The sequence below is a fragment of the Acinetobacter sp. CWB-B33 genome, from assembly GCF_039655955.1.
GTDB classification, from domain to species: domain Bacteria; phylum Pseudomonadota; class Gammaproteobacteria; order Pseudomonadales; family Moraxellaceae; genus Acinetobacter; species Acinetobacter bouvetii.
In genome coordinates, this window is the sequence record NZ_JAGFEU010000005.1 from 77,995 (window position 1) to 104,959 (window position 26,965).

General features: G+C 44.6%; 26 protein-coding genes. 18 read left to right on the forward strand and 8 right to left on the reverse strand.

Annotated elements, in window-relative coordinates:
* Nucleotides 1-54: 54 nt before the first annotated feature.
* Complete coding sequence (locus JZ784_RS14030; protein ID WP_346315377.1) at nt 55-783, reverse strand: HesA/MoeB/ThiF family protein; 729 nt, start codon at nt 781-783, stop codon at nt 55-57.
* Between the two features lie 84 nt (nt 784-867).
* Entirely contained in the window at nt 868-1,473 is a 606-nt protein-coding gene (locus JZ784_RS14035) for a TetR/AcrR family transcriptional regulator (RefSeq protein WP_346315273.1), read from the reverse strand.
* Nucleotides 1,474-1,543: 70 nt separating this feature from the next.
* Between JZ784_RS14035 and JZ784_RS14040 the strand changes: the two genes are divergently transcribed.
* On the forward strand, nt 1,544-2,743 hold the full coding sequence (locus JZ784_RS14040; RefSeq protein WP_346315274.1) for a multidrug effflux MFS transporter: 1,200 nt from the start codon (nt 1,544-1,546) through the stop codon (nt 2,741-2,743).
* 89 nt (nt 2,744-2,832) lie between these two features.
* Here JZ784_RS14040 and JZ784_RS14045 read toward each other — a convergent pair whose 3' ends face one another.
* The 3 genes from JZ784_RS14045 to JZ784_RS14055 form a co-directional block, all read right to left on the reverse strand.
* Nucleotides 2,833-4,488, reverse strand: a complete 1,656-nt coding sequence (locus JZ784_RS14045) for an AMP-binding protein (protein WP_346315378.1) — start codon at nt 4,486-4,488, stop codon at nt 2,833-2,835.
* A 243-nt stretch (nt 4,489-4,731) separates the two neighbouring features.
* Entirely contained in the window at nt 4,732-5,868 is a 1,137-nt protein-coding gene (locus JZ784_RS14050) for an acyl-CoA dehydrogenase family protein (protein WP_346315275.1), read from the reverse strand.
* A gap of 283 nt (nt 5,869-6,151) precedes the next feature.
* On the reverse strand, nt 6,152-6,922 hold the full coding sequence (locus JZ784_RS14055) for a 3-hydroxyacyl-CoA dehydrogenase (protein ID WP_346315276.1): 771 nt from the start codon (nt 6,920-6,922) through the stop codon (nt 6,152-6,154).
* A 154-nt stretch (nt 6,923-7,076) separates the two neighbouring features.
* On the opposite strand from JZ784_RS14055, the gene JZ784_RS14060 reads away from it, so the two are divergent.
* The 4 genes from JZ784_RS14060 to JZ784_RS14075 all read left to right on the forward strand — a co-directional run bounded on the left by JZ784_RS14060 (nt 7,077) and on the right by JZ784_RS14075 (nt 10,811).
* On the forward strand, nt 7,077-8,114 hold the full coding sequence (locus JZ784_RS14060; RefSeq protein ID WP_346315277.1) for an AraC family transcriptional regulator: 1,038 nt from the start codon (nt 7,077-7,079) through the stop codon (nt 8,112-8,114).
* Between the two features lie 219 nt (nt 8,115-8,333).
* Nucleotides 8,334-8,687, forward strand: a complete 354-nt coding sequence (locus tag JZ784_RS14065) for a hypothetical protein (protein ID WP_346315278.1) — start codon at nt 8,334-8,336, stop codon at nt 8,685-8,687.
* Nucleotides 8,688-9,002: 315 nt separating this feature from the next.
* Nucleotides 9,003-9,962, forward strand: a complete 960-nt coding sequence (locus JZ784_RS14070; protein ID WP_346315279.1) for an aliphatic sulfonate ABC transporter substrate-binding protein — start codon at nt 9,003-9,005, stop codon at nt 9,960-9,962.
* 15 nt (nt 9,963-9,977) lie between these two features.
* Nucleotides 9,978-10,811, forward strand: a complete 834-nt coding sequence (locus JZ784_RS14075; RefSeq protein ID WP_346315280.1) for an ABC transporter permease — start codon at nt 9,978-9,980, stop codon at nt 10,809-10,811.
* 59 nt (nt 10,812-10,870) lie between these two features.
* Here the strand turns inward: JZ784_RS14075 and prmC are convergent, their stop codons facing one another.
* Together prmC and prfA are read right to left on the reverse strand one after the other, a co-directional pair.
* Nucleotides 10,871-11,689 carry a peptide chain release factor N(5)-glutamine methyltransferase gene (gene prmC / locus JZ784_RS14080; protein ID WP_346315281.1) on the reverse strand — a complete coding sequence of 273 codons (819 nt, stop codon included), beginning with the start codon at nt 11,687-11,689 and terminating at the stop codon, nt 10,871-10,873.
* Complete coding sequence (prfA, locus tag JZ784_RS14085) at nt 11,690-12,778, reverse strand: peptide chain release factor 1 (RefSeq protein WP_005009193.1); 1,089 nt, start codon at nt 12,776-12,778, stop codon at nt 11,690-11,692.
* A gap of 93 nt (nt 12,779-12,871) precedes the next feature.
* Here prfA and JZ784_RS14090 point away from each other — a divergent pair, with 93 nt between their 5' ends.
* The 6 genes from JZ784_RS14090 to JZ784_RS14115 all read left to right on the forward strand — a co-directional run bounded on the left by JZ784_RS14090 (nt 12,872) and on the right by JZ784_RS14115 (nt 17,219).
* Complete coding sequence (locus JZ784_RS14090; protein ID WP_346315282.1) at nt 12,872-13,225, forward strand: hypothetical protein; 354 nt, start codon at nt 12,872-12,874, stop codon at nt 13,223-13,225.
* Between the two features lie 3 nt (nt 13,226-13,228).
* The gene (locus tag JZ784_RS14095) at nt 13,229-13,648 is read left to right on the forward strand and encodes a hypothetical protein (RefSeq protein WP_005009185.1); all 420 of its coding nucleotides are present in this window, start codon (nt 13,229-13,231) and stop codon (nt 13,646-13,648) included.
* 258 nt (nt 13,649-13,906) lie between these two features.
* A complete protein-coding gene (locus JZ784_RS14100; RefSeq protein WP_346315283.1) occupies nt 13,907-14,419 on the forward strand; it encodes a hypothetical protein in 513 nt (170 codons plus the stop codon).
* A gap of 433 nt (nt 14,420-14,852) precedes the next feature.
* Nucleotides 14,853-15,860, forward strand: coding sequence for an LLM class flavin-dependent oxidoreductase (locus tag JZ784_RS14105; RefSeq protein ID WP_346315284.1), 1,008 nt, complete (start codon nt 14,853-14,855; stop codon nt 15,858-15,860).
* Between the two features lie 151 nt (nt 15,861-16,011).
* The gene (gene yiaA, locus JZ784_RS14110) at nt 16,012-16,473 is read left to right on the forward strand and encodes an inner membrane protein YiaA (protein WP_346315285.1); all 462 of its coding nucleotides are present in this window, start codon (nt 16,012-16,014) and stop codon (nt 16,471-16,473) included.
* 179 nt (nt 16,474-16,652) lie between these two features.
* Nucleotides 16,653-17,219 (forward strand): flavoprotein, encoded by a 567-nt coding sequence (locus JZ784_RS14115; protein WP_346315286.1) that lies wholly within the window; start codon nt 16,653-16,655, stop codon nt 17,217-17,219.
* A gap of 291 nt (nt 17,220-17,510) precedes the next feature.
* On the opposite strand, the gene JZ784_RS14120 is transcribed toward JZ784_RS14115, so the two are convergent.
* A complete protein-coding gene (locus JZ784_RS14120; RefSeq protein WP_005009175.1) occupies nt 17,511-18,347 on the reverse strand; it encodes a pyruvate, water dikinase regulatory protein in 837 nt (278 codons plus the stop codon).
* Nucleotides 18,348-18,500: 153 nt separating this feature from the next.
* Here JZ784_RS14120 and ppsA point away from each other — a divergent pair, with 153 nt between their 5' ends.
* From ppsA to cyoE, 7 genes are all read left to right on the forward strand, one after another.
* Nucleotides 18,501-20,879: a phosphoenolpyruvate synthase gene (gene ppsA / locus JZ784_RS14125; protein WP_005009174.1), complete on the forward strand. Its 2,379-nt coding sequence runs from the start codon at nt 18,501-18,503 to the stop codon at nt 20,877-20,879.
* A gap of 82 nt (nt 20,880-20,961) precedes the next feature.
* Nucleotides 20,962-21,735, forward strand: coding sequence for an RDD family protein (locus JZ784_RS14130; protein WP_346315287.1), 774 nt, complete (start codon nt 20,962-20,964; stop codon nt 21,733-21,735).
* A 305-nt stretch (nt 21,736-22,040) separates the two neighbouring features.
* Nucleotides 22,041-23,117, forward strand: a complete 1,077-nt coding sequence (cyoA, locus tag JZ784_RS14135; RefSeq protein WP_005009172.1) for a ubiquinol oxidase subunit II — start codon at nt 22,041-22,043, stop codon at nt 23,115-23,117.
* A 3-nt stretch (nt 23,118-23,120) separates the two neighbouring features.
* Nucleotides 23,121-25,109 (forward strand): cytochrome o ubiquinol oxidase subunit I, encoded by a 1,989-nt coding sequence (cyoB, locus tag JZ784_RS14140; RefSeq protein WP_130146064.1) that lies wholly within the window; start codon nt 23,121-23,123, stop codon nt 25,107-25,109.
* Between the two features lie 4 nt (nt 25,110-25,113).
* A complete protein-coding gene (cyoC, locus tag JZ784_RS14145; protein WP_005009168.1) occupies nt 25,114-25,734 on the forward strand; it encodes a cytochrome o ubiquinol oxidase subunit III in 621 nt (206 codons plus the stop codon).
* Entirely contained in the window at nt 25,731-26,060 is a 330-nt protein-coding gene (gene cyoD, locus JZ784_RS14150; protein ID WP_026253413.1) for a cytochrome o ubiquinol oxidase subunit IV, read from the forward strand. Before cyoC ends, cyoD begins: the two co-directional genes overlap by 4 nt.
* Before the next feature lie 10 nt (nt 26,061-26,070).
* Nucleotides 26,071-26,949 (forward strand): heme o synthase, encoded by an 879-nt coding sequence (gene cyoE / locus JZ784_RS14155; RefSeq protein ID WP_219191371.1) that lies wholly within the window; start codon nt 26,071-26,073, stop codon nt 26,947-26,949.
* Nucleotides 26,950-26,965: the final 16 nt, after the last annotated feature.

The following is a 26,965-nucleotide window of genomic DNA, read 5'->3' on the forward strand; positions in this document are numbered from 1 at the left end:
TCTGAGGAAAAATAAATTGTAGTGAGTGTAGCAAAATTTCAATCTTTTGCAGGACTATCTTGCCTGACAAATTGGACAATTTTCATCATGCAGAAAGCCTAAAACACGCTGTTTCATGCTGAGCCCATCCCAAAGCAGCAGTTTTTGCTTTAATGGCGTGGCATTTAAACCTAAAAACAGCAAGGCATGATGCGCCTGCAAACTGGCCATTACATTTGGCGTGGTGGCCAAAACCCCAGAATCTGCACAGCGCAGGCTTTCATTGGCCTGCTGCTCTTTCGGAAAGAGGCATTCATAGCAGGCCGAGTCGCCTTCCACCATAAACAATTGGCCTTGAAAACCAATGGCCGATGCACTGATTAAAGGCACATTCAGCTGTTTGCAAATAGCATTGACCAAATAGCGTGTGGCAAAATTATCACAGCCATCTAGCACCAAATCTTGCGGGGAAATCAGTGATTCCGCATTGGAAGCATCCAGTTTAGAAACCACACTGTTTACTTGAATATAGGGATTAATGCTGGCTAGGCGTTTGGCTAAAACCTCTGCTTTATAAAAGCCTAAATCAGCTTCAGTAAATGCCATTTGCCGCTGCAGATTGCTGATTTCAATCGTATCAGCATCGATCAGGGTAATTTTACCCACGCCTGCACGCGCCAAAAGTTCGGCAGATGCGCAGCCAATACCGCCACAGCCGACAATGAGCACATTCGAGAGTTTTAGCTTTTCCTGCGCATCAATATCCCAGCCATCCAATAAAATTTGGCGGCTATATAAATGCATTTCAGATTCGCTAAGTTCCAAGTCTAAATCTGTGGGCTGATTCACTGTTTCAATATCCGTTTAGAAGAAGCGCTGCGGCGATGTTCAGGCTATTATCAGCATTGCATCGACAGTCGTGTCAATGGTTTGATGTATTTCAGCCAAATCCGCGACCTTATCGATCAATAATGCATCAAGAAATGGCTTTGCAATGGATGCACCAAACAGCATGTCTGCCAAAATCTCTGCCGTTAATGCTAAACGCCTTTCTGCGGGCGCAATCTGCTCAATGGCTGCAATTAAATGATTGCGGCTAGACGCGATGCCCATCTCATAAAATGTATTTGAGATGCCGTCCATATCGGCATGCTCCGCGATAGATAAACGGCATAATTTAATATGGCGCTCTGAAAGCACATGCTCAGCAATGGTTTTTAAATGCTGTTTTAACACCGCCGCGCAATTGAGCTGATGATCTGGAAATGCTTCCTCTGGCCAGATATAAGAGGATTCGACCAAGGATTTTAGCAATGCGCGTTTATCAGAAAAATATGCATATAAGGTTTTTTTTGACATGCCTGTTTCCGTGGCAATTTGAGCCATCGTGACATTTTCAAAGCCATAATTTCCAAACAGTTTCTCTGCAGCCAAGAAAATTTCTTTACGGCGCTGCTCCACGGTCATTGCCAAAGGTCTGCCCAGTTTAGCCATGTATTCCTCCTTGACTTAGGAAACTCATAGGTTTCATAATACGCGCCGTTTTACCAAATTCAGATTTATTATGACAGCATCACCAAACCGTGCAATGCCTCTGCTCATTGCATTGCTGGCAACCCTTGGCCCTATCGGCATTGATATGTATCTGCCCAGCATTCCTGCAATGGCAGAAGCAATGGGCAGCAGTGAAGGTTCAATACAGTTTAGTTTAATGACTTTCTTTGCCGGTTTGATGCTGGGACAATTGGTTTACGGCCCGCTTTCAGATAAATTTGGACGCAAACCGCTTATCTACACAGGGCTCAGTATTTTTATACTCGGTTCGATTGGCTGCGCCTTGGCAGCAACGGCGACGCAACTGCAAACGATTCGCTTTGTACAAGGCTTAGGCGGTTCGATTGGCATGGTCATTGCCTTCGCTATTATTAAAGATCAATATGAAGGCCCTGCGATGGGTAAGATGATGTCGATGGTTTTAGCCATTTTGGGCTTATCGCCCGTGGCCGCGCCTTTAATTGGCGATGGCTTGCAGGCTTTAGGCTCTTGGCGCAATATTTTCATCTTTCTTGCCGTGTATGGCGCAATTGTAATGAGCGCTGCTGCTTTATTCCTGCCGGAAACACGCAATACCGAACAGCGTAAACAATTTCAGCTTTCACAGACCTTTAGGCTGTATGGTCAAATTATCACTGACCGTAAATTCATTATTTATGCATTCGCCTTATGTATTGCTCAAGCGGGGTTCTTTGCCTACATTGCAGGTTCTGCCAGCGTCTTTATTTCTGAATATCAGCTCACATCAACTCAATTCAGCCTGCTGTTTGCCTTAAATGCGTTTGGATTAATTGCTGCTGCAATTTTAAATCCGAAAGTGCATGAAAAAATGGGTCTGCTGCAGGCCTACAAATGTATGAACTTTGGCTTTTTTATTGTCATTGCTGCGCTTTTCGCCTGCTTAGCATGCGGCATAGACAGCTTAATCATTTTCTGTATTGCCTTATTTATTGCTGTGGCTTTACTGGGTTTTATTATGCCGACAGGAACTCAATTGGCGTTAATGTTCCAACACAAAAATACAGGAACCGCTTCGGCCTTATTGGGCTCTCTGCAATTTGGCTTTGGTGCAATCGTCACAGCCATCACAGGCGCATCTTCTTCTGCAGGCGGTTTTGGCTTGGTCAGTATCATTGCTGTTTGTGCGCTGATTGCTGCTTTGGCTTGCCTGATATTATTGCCAAAACATTTGCCGCTTGCCAGCCGCTAGATATTCATTAGTGAAACCCAAATAAAAAGGCGGTCATGAGACCGCCTTTTTATTTGAATGCATTTAAGATAAACCTATTTTAAAACCAACTAGCCTACTTTATGCAGATTTTCCGCTTTGGCAATTTCCTGCTGTTTCAGCAAATTGCGCTGAATTTTTCCGCTGGAGGTTTTCGGCAAATTTGCCACAAACTCAATTTCTTTTGGATAGGCATGTTTCGATAGGCGTGAACGCACATAGTCCTGTAATTTCTGCATCAGTTCCGGCGTCGCTGGATATTGTGCTTTAAGCACCACAAAAGCTTTTACAAGCTCTGTGCGTTCTGGATCTGGCTTGCCCACTACAGCAGACTCCAAAACCTCCGCGCATTCCAATAATGTGCTTTCCACATCAAAAGGGCCCACACGATAGCCTGACGTTGTAATGACATCGTCAGCACGCCCGATAAAATCGATGCCCATTTGCTCATTTAAACACACGGTATCGCCCGTTAAATAATAGTGCCCCACAAACGATTTACGGTTATTGCCGCCATAGCCATTAAACCAAAATAATGGCGATTGAGAGCAATCTATGGCTAAAGTACCTATGCTGCCCGCCTCAACTTCCTGATGCTCTTTATTCAACACCGCAAAACGATGCCCCGGGATTGCGTAGCCCGCCGAACCGACTTTTTTATAGTGATCCAGCGCATGATGATTGGCGATGACCATGCCTAATTCTGTCTGCCCATATTGGTCATAAATATTCACATCTAAATCATGATTGAACCAATGAATCACTTCAGGCGTTAACGGCTCGCCTGCACTGCTTACCACACGCAAATGCTCTTTAATGGATGGATCAAACTTTTCTTTAAAGCCAAAAAACATGCGGAATGCCGTTGGTGAACCCGTCAAATTGCTGACTTTATATTTTTGAATAATCTGTAAAGCGTTATCAACGCTAAACGCACGCTCATCCATAATAATGCTATGGCCTAAACTTAATGGGCCAGTGATGCCGTAATACAGGCCATAGGCCCAGCCGGGATCGGCCAAATTCCAGAACGAATCCTCATCACGCAAATCAACCGCATGGGTCATATAGCCCTTAAAGGCTAAGACCGCTTTTAAGGGCACCGGCACCGATTTTGCCAGTCCAGTGGTTCCCGAGGTAAACATCATCAGGAAATCATCTTCCAAACCCAGCATTTCAGGTTCACAAACAGCAGACTGTGATGCAAGCACCTGCCAAAAACCGGCATCTGATGGTGATCCTTCATCTGTGCTTAAATGAGGCTGCACCGTTAAAATATGCGGCACTTTTACGCTGTTTAACTTTGGACGCTGTTCTGTATTGGTCACGATCAACTGGGTCTGTGCCGTGTCTATGCGGTGTTCAATGGCTTTCGACTCAAAAGCGGTAAATAGCGGCTGATAAATTGCGCCTATCCGCCATGCAGCCAGCACAGTTATCAGCAGTTCTGGCGTTCTGGGCAAAAGGCCAGCGATGCAGTCGCCTTTTTTTAGGCCCAAACTTTTAAAATAGTTCGCCAGTTTGCCCGATGCTTCATCCAGCTGTTCAAATGTCCATTCAGCAGATTCGCCATGTTTGCCTTCCCAAATCAGCGCGGTCTTTTGCTGTCCGACATAACGCTGGCAGCATTCCACATAGGCGTTCATGCGCTGCGCTGAACCTGCCAATTGCGCCGTCATCAGCTTTTCAAAATCAAAATCCAGATAGGCCTGTTCCAATGTTTTCATTTTTAAAAACCTCTTATTCGATAGACAAAATGGCAAGGCATCCGCGCTTAGCGCATTCATCATTGTTTTATTTCTGCTGTGGCCTTTACTCAGCCCCAGCTGTACATCCAGTACTAAGATTTGCACCGATCACTCAGTGCTTTTTTAAATATAAGATAAGCAAAGCATGTTCAGATGCCGCCTGCAATTTCCATAACCGTCAAATGCATTGCAGGCTTTGGGCATCGACTAAAGTCTGATCAATCAGGCTTTAGCCACTTCACGGGCAATCACCAGACGCTGAATATCCGATGCGCCTTCATAAATTTGGCTGACACGCACATCCCGGTAAATCCGCTCAACAGGAAAGTCTGAAACATAGCCATAGCCGCCATGAATCTGAATCGCATCAGAACACACCCGCTCGGCCATGATCGATGCAAACAGCTTAGCCATAGAGGCTTCTTTTAAACACGGTAAATGGGCATCTTTTAATGCCGCAGCGTGCAAAATAAGCTGACGCGCCGCTTCAATTTGCGTGGCCATATCGGCCAAACGAAATGCCACCGCCTGATGCTGCACAATTTCAACACCGAAGGCTTTGCGCTCATGGGCATATTCCACGGCCGCATCCAGGGCTGCACGCGCCATACCGACACATTGCGCGGCAATGCCAATCCGCCCAGACTCTAAATTTGATAAGGCAATTTTATAGCCATCGCCTTCTTGGCCCAGCAAATGGTCCGCTGGAATGCGGCAGTCATCAAAAATGATCGTCGCGGTATCGGAACAATGCTGCCCCATCTTTTCTTCTACGCGCGACACAATATATCCCGCAGCATTGGTTGGCACCAAGAAGCAGGAAATGCCCTTTTTGCCTGCAGCTTTATCGGTGACAGCAAATACAATGGCGATGTCTGCATATTTGCCTGTGGTAATAAACTGCTTTGTGCCATTAATGACCCACTCATCACCCTCGCGTACCGCCTGGCATTCCAGGGCACTGGCATCCGATCCTGCCTGCGGCTCAGTCAGGCAGAAACAGCCCAACATTTCACCTGTCGCCAACTTGGTTAGATATTTTTTCTTTTGCTCTTCTGTGCCATAACGCTGAGTAATGCCGCAAGGCAGTGAATTCTGTACGCTCACAATTGTTGAAATTGCGCCATCACCGGCTGCAATTTCTTCTATAGCCAAAACCAGTGAGACATAGTCCATGCCAGCACCGCTCCATTCCTCAGAAACGGTCATGCCCAGCGCACCCAGTGCACCCAGCTCTTTTAACTCTTCAGCAGGAAAGCGCGCTGTTTTATCCCTTTCCGCTGCCGTCGGCTTCAGCTTGCTTTGAGAAAAATCCCGCATCATGTCCTGAACCATTTTCTGCGCTTCATTTAAAATCATAGAGCATCCTTCTCATTACTATTCTTAAAATTTGATCTTTCTTTAAATTGGAAATATTAAAAACTCTGCGTTGCATGGCAGTTCCATTCGCAACCTTTATCGCTTTTAAAAATTAATGTATCTGCGAAACAAAAACACGGTAATGTCCAGTAAACATGGTTTCGCGAATGGCAATGATTTTGCCTGCTTTTCCCTTAAGAAAAGCAGGTCGAACCGAAGGTTATGCTAAATTTTGAATCGATAATAAAAAGACTCTGCATTTAACCCTCAGATCATCTTTCCATTATTTCGGCTGCATCCGAATAGCGCCATCCAGCCGAATCACTTCGCCATTCAAATAGCCATTTTCAAAAATATGCCCCACCAAATGCGCAAATTCCTCAGGTTTAGCCAAACGCGGCGGAAACGGCACCATTTGCCCCAAGGCATCCTGTACATGCTGAGGCAAGCCTTTCAGCATAGGGGTTTCCATAATGCCCGGTGCAATAGTCATGACCCGAATCGATTCCCGCGCCAATTCACGGGCTAGAGGCAAAGTCATGGCAGCCACAGCGCCTTTTGATGCTGCATAAGCAACCTGTCCAATTTGACCGTCAAAAGCAGCCACCGAAGCGGTATTCACAATTGCGCCACGCTCTTCTTCGCCTGCCTGCAGTTCATATTTTGCAATTAAGCGCGCTCCAAAGCGGATCATATTAAATGTGCCAACGACATTGATATTAAGGACTTTCTGGAACATGGCTAAATCATGCAAGCCATCGCGGCCCAATACTTTTGCAGAAGGCGCAATACCAGCACAGTTCACTAAACCATTCAGTTGGCCATATTTATTTTCAACGTGCTGGAAAAAGGCTTCTGCATCAGCTTCACTGGTCACATCCAGCAGCTGAAATTCTGCGTGCTCACCTAAACGGCGCTGCAAGGCTTCACCCAGCTCTTGGTTCATGTCGGCCATAATGACTTTAGCGCCTTGACCCACTAAATACGTGGCTGTAGCGGCACCTAGCCCAGACGCGCCGCCAGTCACCACGAACACCTTTCCTTGAATTTTCATTTTATTTTTCCTTTAAATCTATTTTAAATAATCTGTGTTTTGAAATTCGACTTAAGACACAGAGTAAACATAGAATAAATTCAGTACAATTTCCAAAGACTGCATTTACCGTGATGTATTTGAACAATAGAAAAATGAAATCAAGAATACATGGATGAAGAGATTGGACAGCGATTATTTTAAAGGCACGATTTCAATTCGCTTGGTTAAAGAAGCGCTGCACAATGCAGAACGCCAAGGTTATGAAATAAACGACTTACTGACTCAAGCCGGCATCGCCCCTGAATTGCTGCACACCAATAAAACCCGTGTTTCAGTTATACAATATGCGCAATTGTGGATTGTTTTGGCGGATGCCATGAATGACGAATTCTTTGGCATGGATCATCACCCCATGCGCAGAGGCAGCTATACTTTTTTATCCAAGTCGGTGTTGCAAGCTGCTGATTTAGGCAAGGCCTTGTCCCACATTCTGCAATTTCTGAATTTGGTGCTGGATGATTTCAGCAGCACACATTTTGTGCAGGAAAATTATGCCTATATCGTGATTAAAGACAGCCGCCACCCTAAGCGCATGTTCAGTTATGCCACCTACCTCATGCTGATTCATGGCATGATGTGCTGGCTCTGTGGTCAGCGCGTAATCTTAAACCGCATACAGCTCAAATGCGCAGCGCCTCAGGATGACAGTGACTATAGAATGCGTTTTTGTGATGATATTCAGTATCATGCTGATGAAAACTACATTCAGTTTGATGCCAGCTATTTAAAGATCGCCATTAAACAAGATAAAAAATCATGGCATCAGTTTATTCAGCATACGCCCTATAATTTACTGGTGCGCTTTAAAAACCCGCATGCCTTAAGCCACCAGATTCGCAAGCATTTTTCCCAAATGCCGGCTTCTGAATGGGCTGAACTGCCTGAACTGGCACAGCTGTTTAATATGTCTGAAGCCACCATGCAGCGCCGCCTCAAGCAGGAAGGCATCAATTTTCAGCAGCTGAAAAATGAAATACGGCGTGATTTGGCCATTAACTTGCTTGAGCAAACTGCGCTCAGCTTGCAAGACATCAGTGAGCAGCTGAATTTTCACGATGCCAGCGCTTTTCATCGCGCTTTTAAGAAATGGACGGGGGTCAGCCCAGGCGCATATCGGCAAAACAGCAGTGATAATGCGCAAGAAGTCTAATATTTTTCAAGTCTGGCATTATAACAATAATTTAGTTTTACTAAATAATATTTATATTTCATTTACTTATGAATATAACAAAAACCGACTGGACGTTCATCTGTAGAGTATTGCCTGCCCAGTCTAAATAGGTTATTTTTCCATCAATTTAAAGCGCTTTGCTTTCTTTAATTTTTCTTGTATCTCCACTCCCGTTTAATCACCTTGAAGGGCTTTCCCATGCTTAAGATGATTGATGTACTCGAGCACAGCTTAGTACAAAATTTCTCCGACTCTTTGTTAAGCGATGCTGAACACAATGAGGCGCAATTTCATCAAGAACTGCGTGACATGTCAGATATCGACTTAGCCAATATCATTTCTGTTTTTTTCTTAAATGATCAAGCCGTTGACATTGCGCACGCTTTAGATATCTCTGCAGACTCTTTGCAGCAGATTCAAGCAGGTGCAAACCTGAAAGCAGAAAGCTTGATTGACGCAACTGCAAAAATTGCAGCATATTGCTTAGCAGTTGAAACAGATATGCTCAACCGTGTAGAAATTGCAGACTGTCTGCAAGATTATCCAATGTAAGCGTCATTTTCAGATTTAAAAAAAGCGGTCTTTAGGCCGCTTTTTTATATGCCGCGCTTTTTAAAGCTTCACATTGATGTGCTGCTTTTGCACTTTTATAGACTTAGCATTTTAAACGCATTCTATCCTTCAAATAATTCATAAGCAGAAAAACCGCCAACATAGCAATAAAAAATAGATAAATATCAAATAATTAAATTTATAATTTTATATTTTTACAATTTCATCTTTGGTTATCATTTTTTCTCTTTTGCAGCATCCGCCTGGCCCGCGTATTAATTGCGCATTCTTTTTTATATGCTTTCAGGGGCTCAAATGAAATCACTGACTCGAATTTCCGCACTGCTATTTTCCGCGCTTTCTGCAGGCACCGCGATAGCCGCCATTCCGGCAGAAATCAAACTGGATTATGCCTACTACGCACCCACCAGCTTAGTGGTGAAAGACCAGAAACTTTTAGAAAAAGCCTTGCCTAAAAGTGAAATTAAATGGGTGTTCAGCCAAGGTTCAAACCGTTCCCTCGAATATTTAAACAGCGGCAGTGTCGACTTCGCCTCCACAGCAGGTTTGGCCGCTGTGCTCAGCAAAGCGAATGGCAGTCCAATTAAAACCGTTTATATTCAAAGCCAGCCCGAATGGACTGCGTTACTTGTCAATAAAAACTCAAATATTAAAAGCCTGAAAGATTTAAAAGGCAAAAAGATTGCAGCGACGAAAGGCACAGACCCCTTTCTATTTACCTTACAAGCCTTAGAAACTGCCGGATTGTCCAAACGTGATGTTCAATTGGTTCATTTACAGCATCCGGATGGTAAAACAGCGTTAGAACGCGGCCAAGTCGATGCCTGGGCAGGATTAGATCCACTCATGGCGGCTGCTCAACTGCAGTCGGGCGCAAGGCAGCTTTATCGCAATGTGAATTTCAACAGCTATAGTGTACTCAGCGTAAAAGACCAATTTGCAGCTCAAAGCCCCGAAGCGGTAACCGCTGTAATCACAGCCTATGAACAAGCCCGAAAATGGGCCAAAGCCAACCCTGAAAAACTGGCCGCGCTCTTAGCCAAAGAAGCGAAACTGCCATTAAACGTTGCAAAGCTCCAATTAAGCCGCACCAATTTTGACCAAAATATTCCAACGGCTAAACACATTGCGGCCTTGCAAAAAGCCGGAACCATTTTGACAGAGGAAGATTTGGTCCGTCCAGGCACCAACGTCAATCAAGTTGTTAACCAGCTATTTGATGCAAAGTTTGCGCAAAAAGCAGTGAAGAAATAAGGCTTCCAGCACATAATGACTCATCCCACCGCATTTCAAAAAATTCAGGCCGAATTAGTACAGCACAGCAAGGCGCAATCCTCAGCTTTGCCCAAACTAAAAAGCCTGATCAAGGGGCTCACGCTTCCTGCCGTCTTAATCTTAGTTTGTGAATATCTGGTGCGCGCCGGTTTTATTGAACCCTATTTACTTCCAGCGCCAAGCAGTCTTTGGCTGACACTCACTGAATTAGCCGCTAGTGATTTATGGCAACACATTTGGGCCAGCAGCTGGCGTGTATTTGCAGGCTTTGCCATTGGAAGCTTTCTTGCTTTAGTGTTTGCTGTGCTTGTTGGCCTGAATAAGCAAGCTGAAGATTTTTTAGAGCCGAGTTTTTCGGCCATCAAATCTATTCCAAGCCTGGCATGGATTCCGCTGCTTTTGCTTTGGCTGGGTATTGATGAAGCGTCTAAAATCACCCTCATTGCCATTGGTGCTTTTTTTCCTGTTTATACCAACACAGTGGCCGCAATTAAGGGCGTTGACCGCAAACTGATAGAAGTCGCACAAGTGTATCGCCTGAAATACTGGCAACGCGTGCAGCAGATTATTTTGCCTGCAGCGGCGCCCGGTATTTTAACAGGCCTCAGAAATGGCCTCAGTTTATCCTGGATGTTTATGATTGCCGCAGAGCTGATTGCAGCGACCCAAGGTATTGGCTATTTACTCAGTGATGGCCGCGAAACTTCACGGCCAGATATTGTAATTTTAGCCATTATTTTATTGGCGGTATTGGGCAAGTTAACCGACAGTTTAATGAAAGCGCTGGAAACATGGGTACTTCGCTGGCGCGATGTCATCAAAAACTAAAGACTCAGACAAAATAAAAGCGCATTGAATGCGCTTTTATTTTGCGTCCAGAGCGAGCTTTAATGCGGCCACTGCCCCAACGTTACGCGGTCATTACCGCCATAATCCTTTAAGGTACGCACCTGCTTATAGCCTGCTTGCGTAAAGATATGGCGTACTGCCTCGCCTTGATCATAGCCATGCTCAACAACAACCCAGCCATTAATAGTGAGATGCTTTTTCCCCTGCTGAATGATCTGCTCTAAATCAGCCAAGCCATGATTATCTGCAACTAAAGCGCGTTCAGGCTCTGTTGCCAAATCCTGCATATGCACATCATCTGCATCAATATAGGGCGGATTAGATACAATGACATCAAAAAAAGCGCGGTTCAAAGGCTTATACCAAGAACCGCAAACAAATTTCACATGCTCTAAATCATGCTTTTCAGCATTGAACTGAGCGACGTCTAAGGTCGGTTCATAGATATCGGTCGCAGTCACAGACCAATCGGGACGCTCACTGGCAATCGACAGCGCTACAGCGCCAGTACCTGTGCCCAAATCTACAATGCGGGCATCCTCAGGCACATCCAAATGCAGGACGGTTTCGACCAGCACTTCTGTATCTGGCCGCGGCACCAGCGTATCTTTAGTCACTTTTAAATCCAAGGTCCAAAATGGCTGCGACCCTGTGACATAAGCCAAAGGTTCGCCATTGGCAATGCGCGCCAAGCCGTCACGGTACTGCTGTTCCTGCTCAGCTGTCAGCGCCTGATCTTTTTTCATCACAAGATCAAAAGAATCAATTTTAGTGATGTGCTCGAGCAGCCATGCATTTTCTTGACGCTCATAGCTTTCAGGTTCACCGCGTAAGGCCAAAGCCTGTGCAATATTCATTTAGCCACCATTCTGCTGTGCAAGCATGGCAAGCTGATCGGCTTGATATTCACGGTGCAAACTGTCCAACAATTCAGTCAAATCGCCTTCCATCACCGCTTCCAGCTTGTATAGCGTCAGGTTGATGCGGTGATCCGTCATCCGCCCTTGCGGATAGTTATAAGTACGAATACGTTCAGAACGGTCGCCCGAACCTACTAAATCACGGCGCATTTCAGAAGTTGCGGCATCGGCAGCTGCGCGCTTGGCATTTTCTAAACGCGACACCAAAAGCGCCATGGCTTTGGCTTTGTTTTTATGCTGTGAACGCTCGTCCTGACATTCCACCACAGTTCCGGTTGGCAAATGTGTAATACGCACCGCAGAATCTGTTTTGTTGATGTGCTGACCGCCCGCACCCGATGCGCGGTAGGTATCAATACGCAGTTCAGATGGATTAATTTCCACACTGGTGTCTACATCTATTTCAGGCAAAATTGCAACCGTGCATGCCGAAGTATGCACACGGCCCTGCGATTCTGTTGCAGGCACACGCTGCACCCGGTGCGCGCCGCTTTCAAATTTCAAACGGCCATAAACGCCTTCGCCATTAATGAGGCAAATCACTTCTTTATAGCCGCCATGTTCGCCGTCATTTTCAGATAAAATTTCTAAACGCCAGCCTTGTGATTCAGCATATTTGCTGTACATGCGGAATAAATCGCCTGAGAAAATGGCGGCTTCATCACCGCCGGTTCCAGCACGGATTTCCAAATAAGCGGAGTTCGCGTCATTGGGATCTTTGGGAATCATCAGAATGTTTAAGTCTGCTTCTAAAGATTCAATCAAAGCTTTATTTTCTTTAATTTCTTCTTGCGCCATTTCCTTAAAATCAGGATCGGACAGCATCGCTTCAGCGGTTTCTATATCTTCTTCGGCTTGTCTGTATTTTCCCCATACTTCTGTGATTTCACTTAGGTCACTGTGTTCCCGAGAAAGCTGACGGAAACGTTTATTGTCTGAAATCACTTCAGCATCTGCGAGCAAGGCATTTAATTCTTCGTGACGGTCAGACAGCTGATCCAACCGTAAACGCAGTGATTCTTTCATTGTTCAAAATATCTCAATACAGCCTGTTCCAAAGCTTTCACCTGAACAGATCATTCTAAAAATTGCGCTTAGTTTAACGATTCTGTGTTTTAAATGACATCTTTATTGATGCTGTTAGCCAAACTGAAGCAAACTGCAATAAATGCAGCCTGCGATTGCAGTGAAACATTGCAAAATTTAAGTGTCATTTCACTTTTCAGCGCAGCAATCAAAAAAATGCGCCAATGTTTTAAAACACCTAAAGCGCTATTTTCTGCTACTTTCTTCCACAATTTTGTGAATTTGAGTGTTTTTAAATCGACTTTTTCACAATTGTTACAAAGCGAAACAATGTGGAAACTAAAGCACAGCAATTCAATGAAGACTCTCCACACTTTCAGAGAATCATCTTGTTACATTGGCCCCATCGTAGAAATGACACAGTCCGCATATATGGACATGGAGTAAAGCATGAAACTGAATGCTATTTTATTAAGTACTGCTTTGGCAGCAACTTCAATGTTTACTGTAAGCGCACATGCTGACAGTACAACTCGCGTAGCAGCTGCAAGTGCTTTAGGCAGTGTAGCAGGTACAGCTATTGGTAAAAACATGGGCGGCAATACTGGCGCAACGATCGGCGCAGCATTAGGCGGCGCTGGCGGCGCAGCAGTAGCAAGTGACCGCCGCAACCGTACAGAATCAGCAATCGGCGGCGCAATTGGCGGCGGCGCGGGCTACACAGTCGGTAAAAGCATGGGCGGCACCAACGGCGGTTATGTCGGTTCAGCGTTAGGCGCAGCGGGCGGCGCAGCTTTAGGCAACAAAATTTCTAAAGACAAGGCCAGCAGCTACAGCAAAAAACATTATAAAAAACATCGCCGTCATTGAGACCGCAACATTAAATGAGCACCTTCGGGTGCTTTTTTATGGCTGATGGACAAATACGCAGCGGCATCATATGCATGCATTCCCGTCCTCAGCATTCAAGCCGGCACAAGGTTTGCAGAATTATGAAGAAAACTGGCAGAAGATTTACACAGCCATTACCAAAGGCTTTATTTTCGCAATAATGCCCTTCACGATGTTTTCTACATTTTTGCTTACAGTTGTATCAAGACAAAGATGATGTGCTCTCAGGAGTTAAAAATGAAAATCAATAAATTAATTTTAGGCGCTGTAATTACGGCCTCTGCATTTACAATGACCACAGCAAATGCAGGCAATACCACAAATACAGCCTTAACTTCTGCATTAGGCGGCGTTGTAGGCGCTGCAGTTGGCAAGCAAATGGGCGGTACAACTGGCGCAATGATTGGTTCTGCAATTGGCGGCGGTGCAGGTGCAGCAGTTTCAGCCGACCGGCGCGACCGTAATGGTGCAATCATCGGCGGCGCTTTAGGCGGCGCTGGCGGCTATACTCTGGGTAAAAATATGGGCGGCACCAATGGCGGTTACATTGGCGCAGCTGCAGGCTCTGCCGGCGGTGCAGTCTTAGGGAAAAAAGTAAGTGAAGACCGCCGCTATGATGATGAACGTTATGACCGCCGCTATAATGACCGCGGCTACCGTTCAAACAACTACCGCTACAATGACCGCAATTACTACAGTAAAGACAATGGCCGTCATTTAGGTCATTATAAAAATGACAAACACCGTTAATTCACTGTTTTAACCGCAAAAAGATACATCAATTAAAAGCGCCTTCGGGTGCTTTTTTTGCATAGCACAACTGATTCATTTTACTGCTGCTCTGCAGCCCTTCAATCCATTTGCTCAGCTGCATCTGATCTGTATGCATCCGATGAGCAACGTATTCATCAAACCGCATTTCCTTGATTCAATCTGCTGCCCTAAAATAAATTTAGATGCTTTAAAAAATAGAATGTGAATGCTTCCGGTTCTTGCCAAAGCAAAAAGGGTAAAAGCGCTTAGATTTTCTTCATCACTCCGCAATCAGACACAGTCAGCCACTGATGATATTAAGAAGCCGGCCATATCTCTGTGACAAATAAAGCTCAATATCGAGTTATTTCGATATACACAACGCCACTTATATCGTATTATTTCGATATAACCTATTGAGAGAGCTATTATGCGTTCCTTAGAAGAAACAAAATTTTCTATTCTAGAACTTGCGCCAGTCCGAGAAGATAAAAGCATTCAAGATGCCCTGCACCATGCACTGCAGCTGGCTCAGCATGCTGAAAAATTAGGCTATGAACGCATCTGGGTCGCAGAGCATCACAATATGGCCGGCATTGCGAGTTCAGCAACTTCAGTATTAATCGGCTACCTTTTGGCAAATACTTCAAAAATTAAAGTCGGTTCAGGCGGCATCATGCTGCCCAATCATGCGCCCTTAGTCGTCGCAGAACAATTTGGCACGCTGGCGACGCTTTATCCAGACCGCACAGAATTAGGACTTGGCCGCGCACCCGGTACAGATCAAGCCACGATGCGCGCTCTGCGCCGCGGCCATCAAGAAACAGAAGATCAGTTCCCGCGTGACGTTGCCGAAATATTGCAGTATTTTAAAGATCCAATGCCAAATCAGCGCATTGTCGCTACGCCGGGGCAAAGTACACATGTGCCAGTCTGGCTGTTAGGTTCAAGCTTATTCAGTGCCCAGCTGGCCGCTCAATTAGGCCTGCCCTATTCTTTTGCATCGCACTTTGCGCCCCGCATGTTAGGGCAAGCGATTCAGCTTTACCGTGACAATTTCACGCCGTCTGAATACTTGGATAAACCGTACGTCTCGATGGGGGTTCCCACCATTATCGCAGAGAGTAATGAAGAGGCTGAATATTTAGCATCTACACCGTATCTGCGCATTTTAAGCATGATTCGCGGCACACGCGGCAAGCTTCAGCCGCCTGTCAGCAACATCAATGAATTGTGGTCGCCTGCCGAAAAGCAATATGTCGATAGTTTCTATGCTGTTGCACAGATTGGCTCGCCAGAAACCGTCAAAAAGGGCTTGAATCAATTATTAACCCAGTTTGATGTAGATGAGTTTATTTTCACCTGCGATATTTATGACACTGAAAAACGCTTGAAAAACTTTGACTATTTAATGGAAATTAAACACCAAGCTGCATAACAGCTTCATCCCATGTCTAAAAGCGCGCTTCCATGCAGCGCTTTTAGACATGATGAAGATTCAGCGCCATTTCAATACCTCAGCGTTGCTTTCCTAATGCTTTTCCGCATAATGAAATTATAACAACGAAAAACTGAATTAGGAAAAAGGCATGAATCAGTATATTAATAAACCCACACCTGCATTTGTTGCAGCCAGCTGGGTGGCCCTGCTGGCTGGCGCCGCTGCCTATTGTATTGGCCTGTTCAATGCCGATATGCTGCTGAATGAAAAAGGCTATTATCTAATTTTAATTCTCTATGGGCTATTTGCATCGGTTTCCCTGCAGAAAATCATCCGCGATAAACTTGAGGGCACCCACGTCACTCACATCTATTTCGGATTGTGCTGGGCATCTGTTGCCATTTGCATTTTTCTTTTGGCTATCGGCTTATTTAATGCCAATTTAGCTTTAAGTGAAAAAGGCTTTTATATTATGGCTTTTTTGCTCAGCCTGTTTGGCGCAGTTGCGGTGCAGAAAAATATTCGGGATATGGAATATTTGCGGCAGCACAATAAAACTGACCATTTGGAGCTGACAAGCAGCACTTTGCCTGAAAATAAAGAACATTAAAAAAATAGCGAGCAGTCATCACTTATCGCCAATAATGCCAGTTCAAGACAGACTGAATTGCCAATTCACAGCGATGACTGTTCAGACTCAAATCTTTACTTTACCTGCTGGGCTTTCTTCGCTATCAATATATCTGCAAATAACTCGAACGATATAAAACGAAAATAGCAGATTATTTTATGGACACATTTCAAAAAGATGCCCCTTGCCCCGTCTTCAAAAACCTGCCGGAAGACTATGCTGAATTTCAGGGTGACTTAATTCAATCAGATGAAATTAAGCAAATGAATTTCATGGGCAAAAATGTCGCAATTATCAATATCGACCAAAATTCAGCATCGCTTCTCTCAGAGCTGTGTGATCAGGCTTCCCAAGTGGCGGTATTTCAAATTCATCCGCATTTTGTTTTGCCGAAATCTGAACGCTTCACACATAAATTAATTCAGCACCCGCTGTTTGCTAAAAATCGCCGCCTTTTTAACAACCGGATCAAAAGCCTGCTCGCATTGCGGTTTTTAGAAGACCAAGTGAAAGACACCTGGCTGAAGCATTTATTGATGCCCAATACAGCCATTCAAAATAAAGTTTTTCTGAAGGCTGATCATTACTATGCTTCACTGCAGCGCGCCAACTGCACGCTGGTCACATGGCCTATTGTGAAAATTCACAGCCATGGCATTCAGGCAGTAACCGGCCATATCTATGCCTGTGACTGCATTATTTATAATTTAAATGAAAAGATGTAATGACAAAAGAATTGCGCAAGCAATTCCCCTCATTGCCGAAAAAGAAATTTTGGATACTGCGCTGAATGCACAAAACCTTTCTGTTTACCCATTTATATAAAGCCTACCTCTAAATTTGCTGAAGAAATATTCTTTAGGTTCAATATTCGAGCAATAAAATAGTATTTATATAAAAAATGGGTGAAATTAGGGTATTTTTTTACAACATACTCATACTATTTACATATGAGCAGATAGCTTATTTTTATTATAAATGAGCTGCATTGCGCAGCCCATTTATCCTGATCAAGCTCAACCGATGCGGCGCTTCAAGCCAGTCATCTGCAGGACGCGGGTCGAAATTTCCTCAATTGACATCTCAGAAACGTTCAAATATTTAATGCCTTCTGAAATATAAATGCCTTCAATAGCGCGCAATTCCATCTGGCATTGATTAAAGCTTGCATAGCGGCTGTTGGCTTTTCGCTCACTGCGAATGGCAACTAAACGTTCAGCGTCAATCATTAAGCCAAAAAGTTTCTGTTTATGCGGACGCAGTACTGCCGGCAAGCGATTATCGTCCAAATCTTCCTCAGTCAGCGGATAGTTTGCTACGCGAATGCCAAATTGTAATGACAAGTAGATTGATGTTGGTGTTTTGCCTGAACGCGACACCCCAATCAGGATCAAATCCGCCTTGTCATAATGGCGTGTACGCGCGCCATCATCATTATCCAAAGCAAAATGCACCGCATCAATACGCGCCTTATAAGACTCAGAATCCGTCACTGCATGGGTCTGCCCGACTAAAGTTGTAGGCGATGTCCCCAACTCGTCTGACAGCTTACTAATAAGCCCTTCAAATACATCAAGATTTACAGCATCAGCAGTGTTAATAATATCGCGCACATAGGGGTCAACCAAAGTATCAAACACCAGCGGCTTCTGACCGTCTTTTTGTGCCCGCTGATTGATTTCTGCAACCACATTCATTGCGGCCTCTTCCGAGGTAATATAAGGGATAATATGAATGTCAAAATCAACATGCGGAAACTGCGCCAGCAGTGAGTGTCCAAGGGTTTCAGCCGTAATGGCCGTACCGTCGGAAATAAAAAAAACACTCCGCTGAATCTGGTTACCTTCCGACATTAAAAATCTCCTCAATTATTTGTCTAAGTGCTATATAATCTTTATAGTGAACCATCTTACATGACTATCACTTAGTTGAATCAAAATGCTAAGTTTTTTGTTATAATTTCATGCCAAGATAGTGATTAATACTGCAAAAGTGGAGTAACAACTTTGGAAGCGCGCGTAATCGGTCTAGAAAAATTAGGGAAACACGACGTAGAACTCGTGGGCGGCAAAAACTCATCGCTCGGTGAAATGATCAGCCATTTAGCAAATGCTGGTGTTTCCGTACCGGGCGGTTTTGCTACTACCGCTGACGCTTATCGTGAATTTCTCGAGAAAAGCGGCCTGAACGCTAAAATTAATGCAGAGCTTGCTGCGCTTGACGTTGATGACGTAAATGCTCTTGCTGAAACTGGCGCTAAAATTCGCCAATGGATTGTAGACTCTCCGCTTACCCCTGAGCTAGAAAATGAAGTTCGTGATGCTTTTGCAGAACTTTCTAACGGCAACCCTGAAATCGCGGTTGCCGTTCGTTCATCAGCAACTGCAGAAGATTTGCCAGATGCATCTTTTGCGGGACAGCAAGAAACCTTCTTAAACATCCGCGGTATCGACAATGTCCTGATCGCAATTAAAGAAGTTTTTGCTTCGCTTTACAATGACCGCGCCATCTCTTACCGCGTACACCAAAACTTTGCGCATGACGTTGTAGCATTGTCTGCAGGCATTCAGCGCATGGTTCGCTCTGAAACCGGCGCTGCAGGTGTAATGTTCACCCTGGATACAGAGTCAGGCTTCCGTGATGCTGTATTCATCACCGCTTCTTATGGCTTGGGTGAAATGGTTGTTCAAGGCGCAGTAAACCCTGATGAATTTTATATTTCTAAACCGCTTCTGAAAAACGGCAAGCACGCGATCCTTCGCCGCAACTTAGGCTCTAAACACCAAAAAATGATTTACGGTGAAGAAGGCGCTGCAGGCAAGTCAGTTGTTGTTGTCGATGTAGACAAAGCTGACCGCCAGCAATTTGCATTAAACGACCATGAACTTCAAGAACTTGCTAAACAAGCATTGATCATTGAAGAACACTATCAAGCGCCGATGGATATCGAATGGGCGAAAGACGGTGATGACGGTCAAATCTATATCGTTCAAGCGCGTCCAGAAACAGTAAAAAGCCGTGAAAACGTTGGCACAATGGAACGTTACCTGCTGAAACAAAAAGGCACTGTAATCTGCGAAGGCCGTTCGATCGGCCAACGTATCGGTTCTGGTAAAGTACGTATCGTGACGTCTATTAAAGAAATGGACAAAGTACAAGACGGCGACGTGCTTGTATCTGACATGACTGACCCAGACTGGGAACCAGTAATGAAACGTGCCGCTGCAATCGTTACTAACCGCGGTGGCCGTACGTGCCACGCAGCCATTATTGCGCGTGAATTGGGTGTTCCAGCAATCGTAGGCTGCGGCAATGCAACTGAAGTGCTTGTAGACGGTCAAGAAGTGACTGTTTCATGTGCTGAAGGCGATACAGGATTCATCTATGAAGGTGCTTTAGATTTCGAAATTCAAAAGAACTCTATCGAATCTATGCCTAAGCTTCCGTTCAAAATCATGATGAACGTCGGCAACCCTGACCGCGCATTTGACTTCGCTCAAATTCCGAACGAAGGTATTGGCCTTGCGCGCTTAGAATTCATCATCAACCGCATGATTGGTGTGCATCCTAAAGCGCTTCTTAACATCGACAGCCTTCCGCGTGAAACCCGCGCAGCTGTCATGGCGCGTACAGCCGGCTATTCTTCTCCAATCGAATTCTATGTAGAAAAATTGGTTGAAGGTATTTCTACTCTTGCTGCTGCTTTTGCTGACAAGCCAGTGATTGTGCGCATGTCTGACTTCAAGTCTAACGAATATGCAAACTTGATTGGCGGCAAACTGTACGAGCCAGAAGAAGAAAACCCAATGTTAGGCTTCCGTGGCGCTAGCCGTTACGTGTCTGACAACTTCCGTGACTGCTTTGAACTTGAATGCCGCGCATTGAAAAAAGCGCGTGACGAAATGGGCTTAACCAACATTCAAATCATGATTCCATTTGTCCGTACAGTTTCAGAAGCGAAACGTGTTATTGAGCTGTTGGCATTAAATGGCCTTAAGCGCGGTGAAAACGGCCTTAAAGTGATCATGATGTGCGAATTGCCAACGAATGCTTTGTTGGCTGAACAGTTCCTTGAGCACTTCGACGGTTTCTCTATCGGCTCTAACGACTTGACTCAGTTAACATTGGGTCTTGACCGTGACTCTGGTATCGTTTCCCACCTGTTTGATGAGCGTGATGCGGCAGTAAAAGCATTGCTTTCCATGGCGATTCACGCATGCCGTAAAGCAGGCAAATATGTCGGCATTTGCGGCCAAGGCCCTTCAGACCATCCAGACCTTGCAAAATGGCTGATGGAGCAAGGCATTGAATCTGTTTCACTGAATCCAGACTCAGTTTTAGAAACATGGTTCTTCCTCTCTGAAGAAAAAGCTCAACAAGCTTAACAATCTGTGTTAAAAAAAGACCCACATGTGGGTCTTTTTTTTCATCTATACTTTTTATATACGTTTTTGAGATTTTAGTTTTATGCAAATTTACTTGGCGCGAAATAATCAACAAGCCGGTCCATACAGCCTCGAGCAAGTCAATCAGATGCTTGCCGACCAGCAGGTTCTACTGACAGATCTGGCCTGGCACCAAGGCATGACTGAATGGAAAGCTTTAGGTGAACTCACTCAAGGTAAAACCGTATACCAGCCTGAAGGCTATATCGCACCAGCCAGCGAGCAAAGCTCATCCGCTCAAAGCAGTCAGCAAATGCGCAGTCCTGAAAAACAGGCTCCCCAGCAGGTGCTGGCCTCCATCCCTAGCCGTGTTTTAGCCAAAATCGCCGATTTACTGCTTTGGGTGCCTGCCACATACATCCTCACAGGCTTCTTTTCTAAAGAAGAAGCGCAGCAATTCAATGCATTAAATGTTCAATTTATGGACGCGGTGTTTGGCACAGCAGCCAATCCTGTTTTGGCGCAAGAACTGCAAACCAAAATGATTGAGATGTTTTCACAGCAAGCCTGGATTGCGATGGGCTCATACATTTTTATTATGCTCGCCGTACAAGCCTTTCTGATTGCCAAAACAGGTCAATCCATCGGAAAAAAGCTGACTAAAATTAAGATTGTCGATGCCGAAACCGGTGAAAAAACCTCGCTGATGCGTGCATTTACACTGCGCAGCGTACTGTTCATTTTCTTGAATTTTGTTTTTTTATTCATTGCAATTATTGATCTGGCCTTTGGACTTGGCGCAAAGCGTCAAACTTTGCACGACAGAATCGCTAAAACCAAGGTTATAAAACAATAATTTAATGAAATTCAAAAGGGATGATTTTTTCATCCCTTTTTTTTCCAGCATATTGAAATTAAAATAAAATTCTTATAATAAATCCGCAATTCCGACCAGTAAAATCGGTTTTTATAACAGTGATTTAAAGCATCTTTATGTATAGCTTAGTTGAATGATATGAGGCATAATGCCCTACAACGTAGCGGTGTCTCATGATTGAGAAGGATTTTCTATGTCTAAAAGAAAAGTTCTCAATCATGCGACACTATAATCGCTATCCCATAATTTAATTAGGGAATGGGACTCTTCACCGAGGTTGTAAAATGAGACAAACAATTTTAGCTGTATTGTCTTTATCTGCGATGGCTGCACTCTTGACTGGGTGCGGCGGTGATATGGTACTTCTAAACTCAAAAGGTCCAGTCGCACAAGGTCAATCAGACCTCATGATGACTGCGATCTATTTAATGCTTCTAGTGGTGATTCCATCAGCACTTATGGCAGTTTGGTTTGGCTGGAAATATCGCGCGTCGAATAAAGATGCAGACTATAAACCTACATGGGCACACTCTACTGCGATTGAAGTTGTAGTATGGGGCATCCCTGTAATCATTATTGGTATTTTAGCTTGGTTAACTTGGTGGGGTTCCCACAAGTATGACCCATACCGCCCAATCGAGTCAGACAAGGCTCCTTTGACTGTTCAAGTTATCGCTGAACAATTCAAATGGATCTTTATCTACCCAGAACAGAACATTGCGACTGTTAACGAATTACGCTTCCCAGAAAAAACTCCGGTTAGCCTTCGTTTAACATCTAACTTCACAATGAACTCGTTCTTTATCCCTGCATTGTCTGGTCAGATTTATGCAATGGCGGGTATGCAGACTCACCTGAACTTCTTAGCAAATGAAACTAGTCCAGCCGAAGGCTACCGCGGTTTCTCGTCTAACTATTCAGGCTATGGCTTCTCACAAATGCGCTTCCGCGCTCACTCTGTGACAGATGCTCAGTTCGCTGAATGGGTGAATGCAGTTAAGGCTGGTAACGGTACTTCAATTAACCCTGAAGCAGTTCAAAAAACTGTTTTAGACCAAGCTGAATTTGCAACCTTACGTGATGGCAACCGCTCTAAGCATCAAATTGAAGCGATGCTTGCACACGCTGAAACTGACAAGCAAAAAGAAGCAGCTGCTCTAGCTGAAGCAGAAGGTCCTTATCCTACTAAGCCACACCCTGTGACTTATTACTCTTCAGTAGAACCTAAATTGTTCGAATCTGTGATTAACAAATACATGAGCAACTACCATGGCGCTGATCATTCAGCTGCCGGTCATGAAGCTGCTGCTTCAGAAGCTCATGCAAATGCTGGTCATGCGACTGCTTCTGTAGGGGAATAAGACATGAGCTTATTAGGTAAGTTAGGTCCAGATGCAATTCCACACGATCCAATCGTGCTGGTCACTGTTGCAATGATGGTCCTAGGCGGTATCGCAGTTTTTGCGGGTATCACCTACTTCAAAAAATGGAACTACCTGTGGACTGAATGGTTCACGTCTGTAGACCATAAAAAAATCGGTATCATGTATATCTTCGTATCTATTGTCATGCTGGTGCGTGGCTTTGCTGATGCGATCATGATGCGTCTTCAGCTGTTCCTTGCAAAAGGCGGCGGCGAAGGCTATTTACACCCAGAACATTACGACCAAATCTTCACTGCCCATGGCGTGATCATGATTTTCTTCGTAGCAATGGGTCTGGTTGTCGGCTTAATGAACGTTGCTGTACCGCTTCAAATCGGTGCGCGTGACGTAGCCTTCCCATTATTGAACTCTTTAAGCTTCTGGCTGTTTGCTGGCGCTGCTGGTTTGATGATGGCCTCTCTTGCAATTGGTGAATTCGCTGCGACAGGCTGGATGGCTTACCCTCCACTGTCTGGTATTGAATACTCTCCAGGCGTAGGTGTGGACTACTATATTTGGGCACTTCAGATTTCTGGCCTAGGTACACTTTTAACGGGTGTTAACTTCTTTGTTACCATCATTAAAATGCGTGCGCCTGGCATGAAGCTTATGGACATGCCTATTTTCACTTGGACTGCACTTTGTACAGCTGTACTGATCATCGCTGCCTTCCCTGTGTTGACTGCAACTATTGCAATGCTTTCACTTGACCGTTACTTCGGTTTCCATTTCTTCACAAACGACATGGGCGGAAGTCCAATGCTGTATGTGAACTTGATTTGGACTTGGGGCCACCCAGAAGTATACATTCTTGTATTGCCTGCTTTCGGTATTTACTCAGAAGTTACATCTACATTTGCTCGCAAAACTTTGTTCGGCTACAAATCAATGGTGTATGCAACTATCGCGATCACAGTATTGTCATTCGTTGTATGGGTTCACCACTTCTTTACCATGGGTGCTGGCGCCAACGTTAACGCGTTCTTCGGCATCATGACCATGATCATTGCGATCCCGACTGGTGTGAAAATCTTCTCTTGGTTATTCACCATGTACAAGGGCCGCATCACCTTTACAACTCCAATGCTTTGGACACTTGGCTTCCTTGTGACTTTCGGTATTGGCGGTTTAACAGGCGTGTTGATGGCAGTTCCGCCAGCGGACTTCCTGGTGCACAACTCTTTATTCCTTATCGCTCACTTCCATAACGTAATTATCGGCGGTGTAGTGTTCGCAATGTTTGCGGGCATCATTTTTTACTGGCCTAAAATGTTCGGCTGGAAGCTTAATGAAGCTTGGGGTAAAGCATCGTTCTGGTTCTGGTTCTTCGGTTTCTACTTTGCATTCATGCCGCTTTATATCCTTGGCTTCATGGGTATGACTCGCCGTCTGAATACATATGACAACCCTGAATGGGATCCGTACTTGGCAATCGCGTTCTTCGGTTCTGTCCTTGTTGCTATCGGTATCTTCTGTTTTGTTATGCAAATCGTTGTCGGCTTTCTTCAACGCAATGACAATATGGACCTTACTGGCGACCCATGGGATGGCCGTGTACTTGAATGGTCTACTTCGTCTCCTGCTCCGTTCTATAACTTTGCTTATGTTCCTAAGATCAATGGTATTGATACTTTCTGGACTGACAAAGAAAACGGCATCGCATATGCGAAACCAACCAAGTATGAAGACATTCACATGCCAACAAACCGTGCTGCGGGCTTTGTAATTGCAATGTTTATTACAGTTATGGGCTTTGCTTTAATCTGGCACATTTGGTGGTTAGTGGCGATCACTTTCGTTGCAGCGATCATCAGCTTCATCGTGTCTTCTTTCACTCAGAAAGTGGATTACTATGTTCCAGCTGCTGAAGTTGAACGCATCGAAAATGAACGCTATGCGATCCTTGAAAAACACTTGAAGAAGGATTAAGACGATGGCTGAAGTACTTCATCACGACAACCACGGACACGATGATCATCATCACCATGATGATACAGACATCACTGTCTTTGGTTTCTGGACTTACTTGATGAGTGACTTGATCCTATTCGGTACACTCTTCATCGCATTCGCTGTATTAAGCAGCCACGTTCCAATGGGAACTCCAAGTGCAAAAGAATTGTTTGGCGAATCTTTAAGCTTCGTTTTAACTGAAACTTTTGCCCTGTTGATTTCTTCTGTAACGTTCGGCTTTGCTGTTCTTGCTGCATACAAGAAAAACGTTGGCCAAGTTCTGACTTGGTTAGCGATTACTTGGGTATTCGGTGCTGCCTTCATCGGCATGGAGCTTTATGAGTTCAATCACCTTGTACACGAAGGTTATGGTCCAAGCACCAGCGCGTTCTTATCATCGTTCTTTACTCTAGTAGGTACGCATGGTATTCACGTAACATCTGGTTTGGTATGGATGCTTGTGTTGATGTTCCAAATCAAGAAAAATGGTTTGACACTTCCAAACACTCGCCGTCTTGCTTGCCTAAGCTTGTTCTGGCACTTCCTAGACATCGTTTGGATCTGTGTATTCAGCGTAGTTTACTTAATGGGAGTTCTATAATGAGTCACGATCATAACTCAGCTGGCGCAGCGCACGGCAACACTAAACAGTACACGATCGGTTTCATTCTGTCAGTTGTTCTAACCATTATCCCTTTCGGTATGGTTATGGCTGGCGGATTTGGCCGCGGTCTGCTGGTTACTGTGATTGCAATTACAGCTGTAGCTCAGATCCTTGTGCAGTTAATTTACTTCCTGCACATGAACTCTTCATCAGAACAGCGCTGGAACGTTATTGCATTCGTGTATACGATTCTAACCGTTGCTATTCTGCTTGTAGGTTCTGTTTGGATTATGAACTACTTGCACTACAACATGATGATCTAAACTGGTCATCATGCTGAAAAAGTATTTATTCCTGACTAAGCCAGGAATTCTCTTTGGTAACTTCGTTACCACTCTGGGCGGCTTCTTTTTAGCCGCTCAGGGATCTGTAGATTTCCTCCTCCTTCTCATCACCCTGCTTGGTACAACATTAGTTGTCGCTTCTGGCTGTGTCGTCAATAACGTCATTGATCAAGATATTGATCAAAAGATGGAACGGACGATGAACCGCGCATTGGTCAAAAAAACCATTAGCCCTTCCGTTGCTCTGGCATTTTCTGCTGCGCTTGGAATTGCAGGATTCTCCCTGCTGTGGTTCTTTGTCAATGCCTATGCTTTTGGCTTTGCTGTACTTGGTTTTGTGGTTTATGTTATTTTTTATAGTCTTTGGAGCAAACGCACTTCCATTCACCAAACCGTGATTGGCAGTATTTCTGGCGCAAGCCCTCCTGTGATTGGCTACACTGCTGTTTCAAATGAGTTTGATGTTGCCGCGCTGCTGATTTTCTTAGCATATGCGCTTTGGCAAATGCCGCATTCATGGGGAATTGCCGTCTACCGTTTTGATGACTATAAAAATGCCGGCATTCCAATTTTGCCTGTAGCGCGTTCAATTTTCCGCACGAAAGTTGAAAGCTTGATTTATGTCTTGCTGTTCGCTGCCGTGTTAAATGGTTTGTATTGTTTTGGCTATACCAATATGTTTTTCTTAATCACCTTTAACGCTTTATGCGCATATTGGGTGTATTTATCAATTATTGGATTTAAAGCTGAAAACGATCAGGTTTGGGCGAAAAGCTATTTCTTATATTCAGTCATTTTAATTACTGCATTAAGTTTCAGCTTCAGTTTCAGTTACGTCTCACCTGCGCCGCATTTGCCGCTGTTTTAAAAAAGATAGAGTTCTC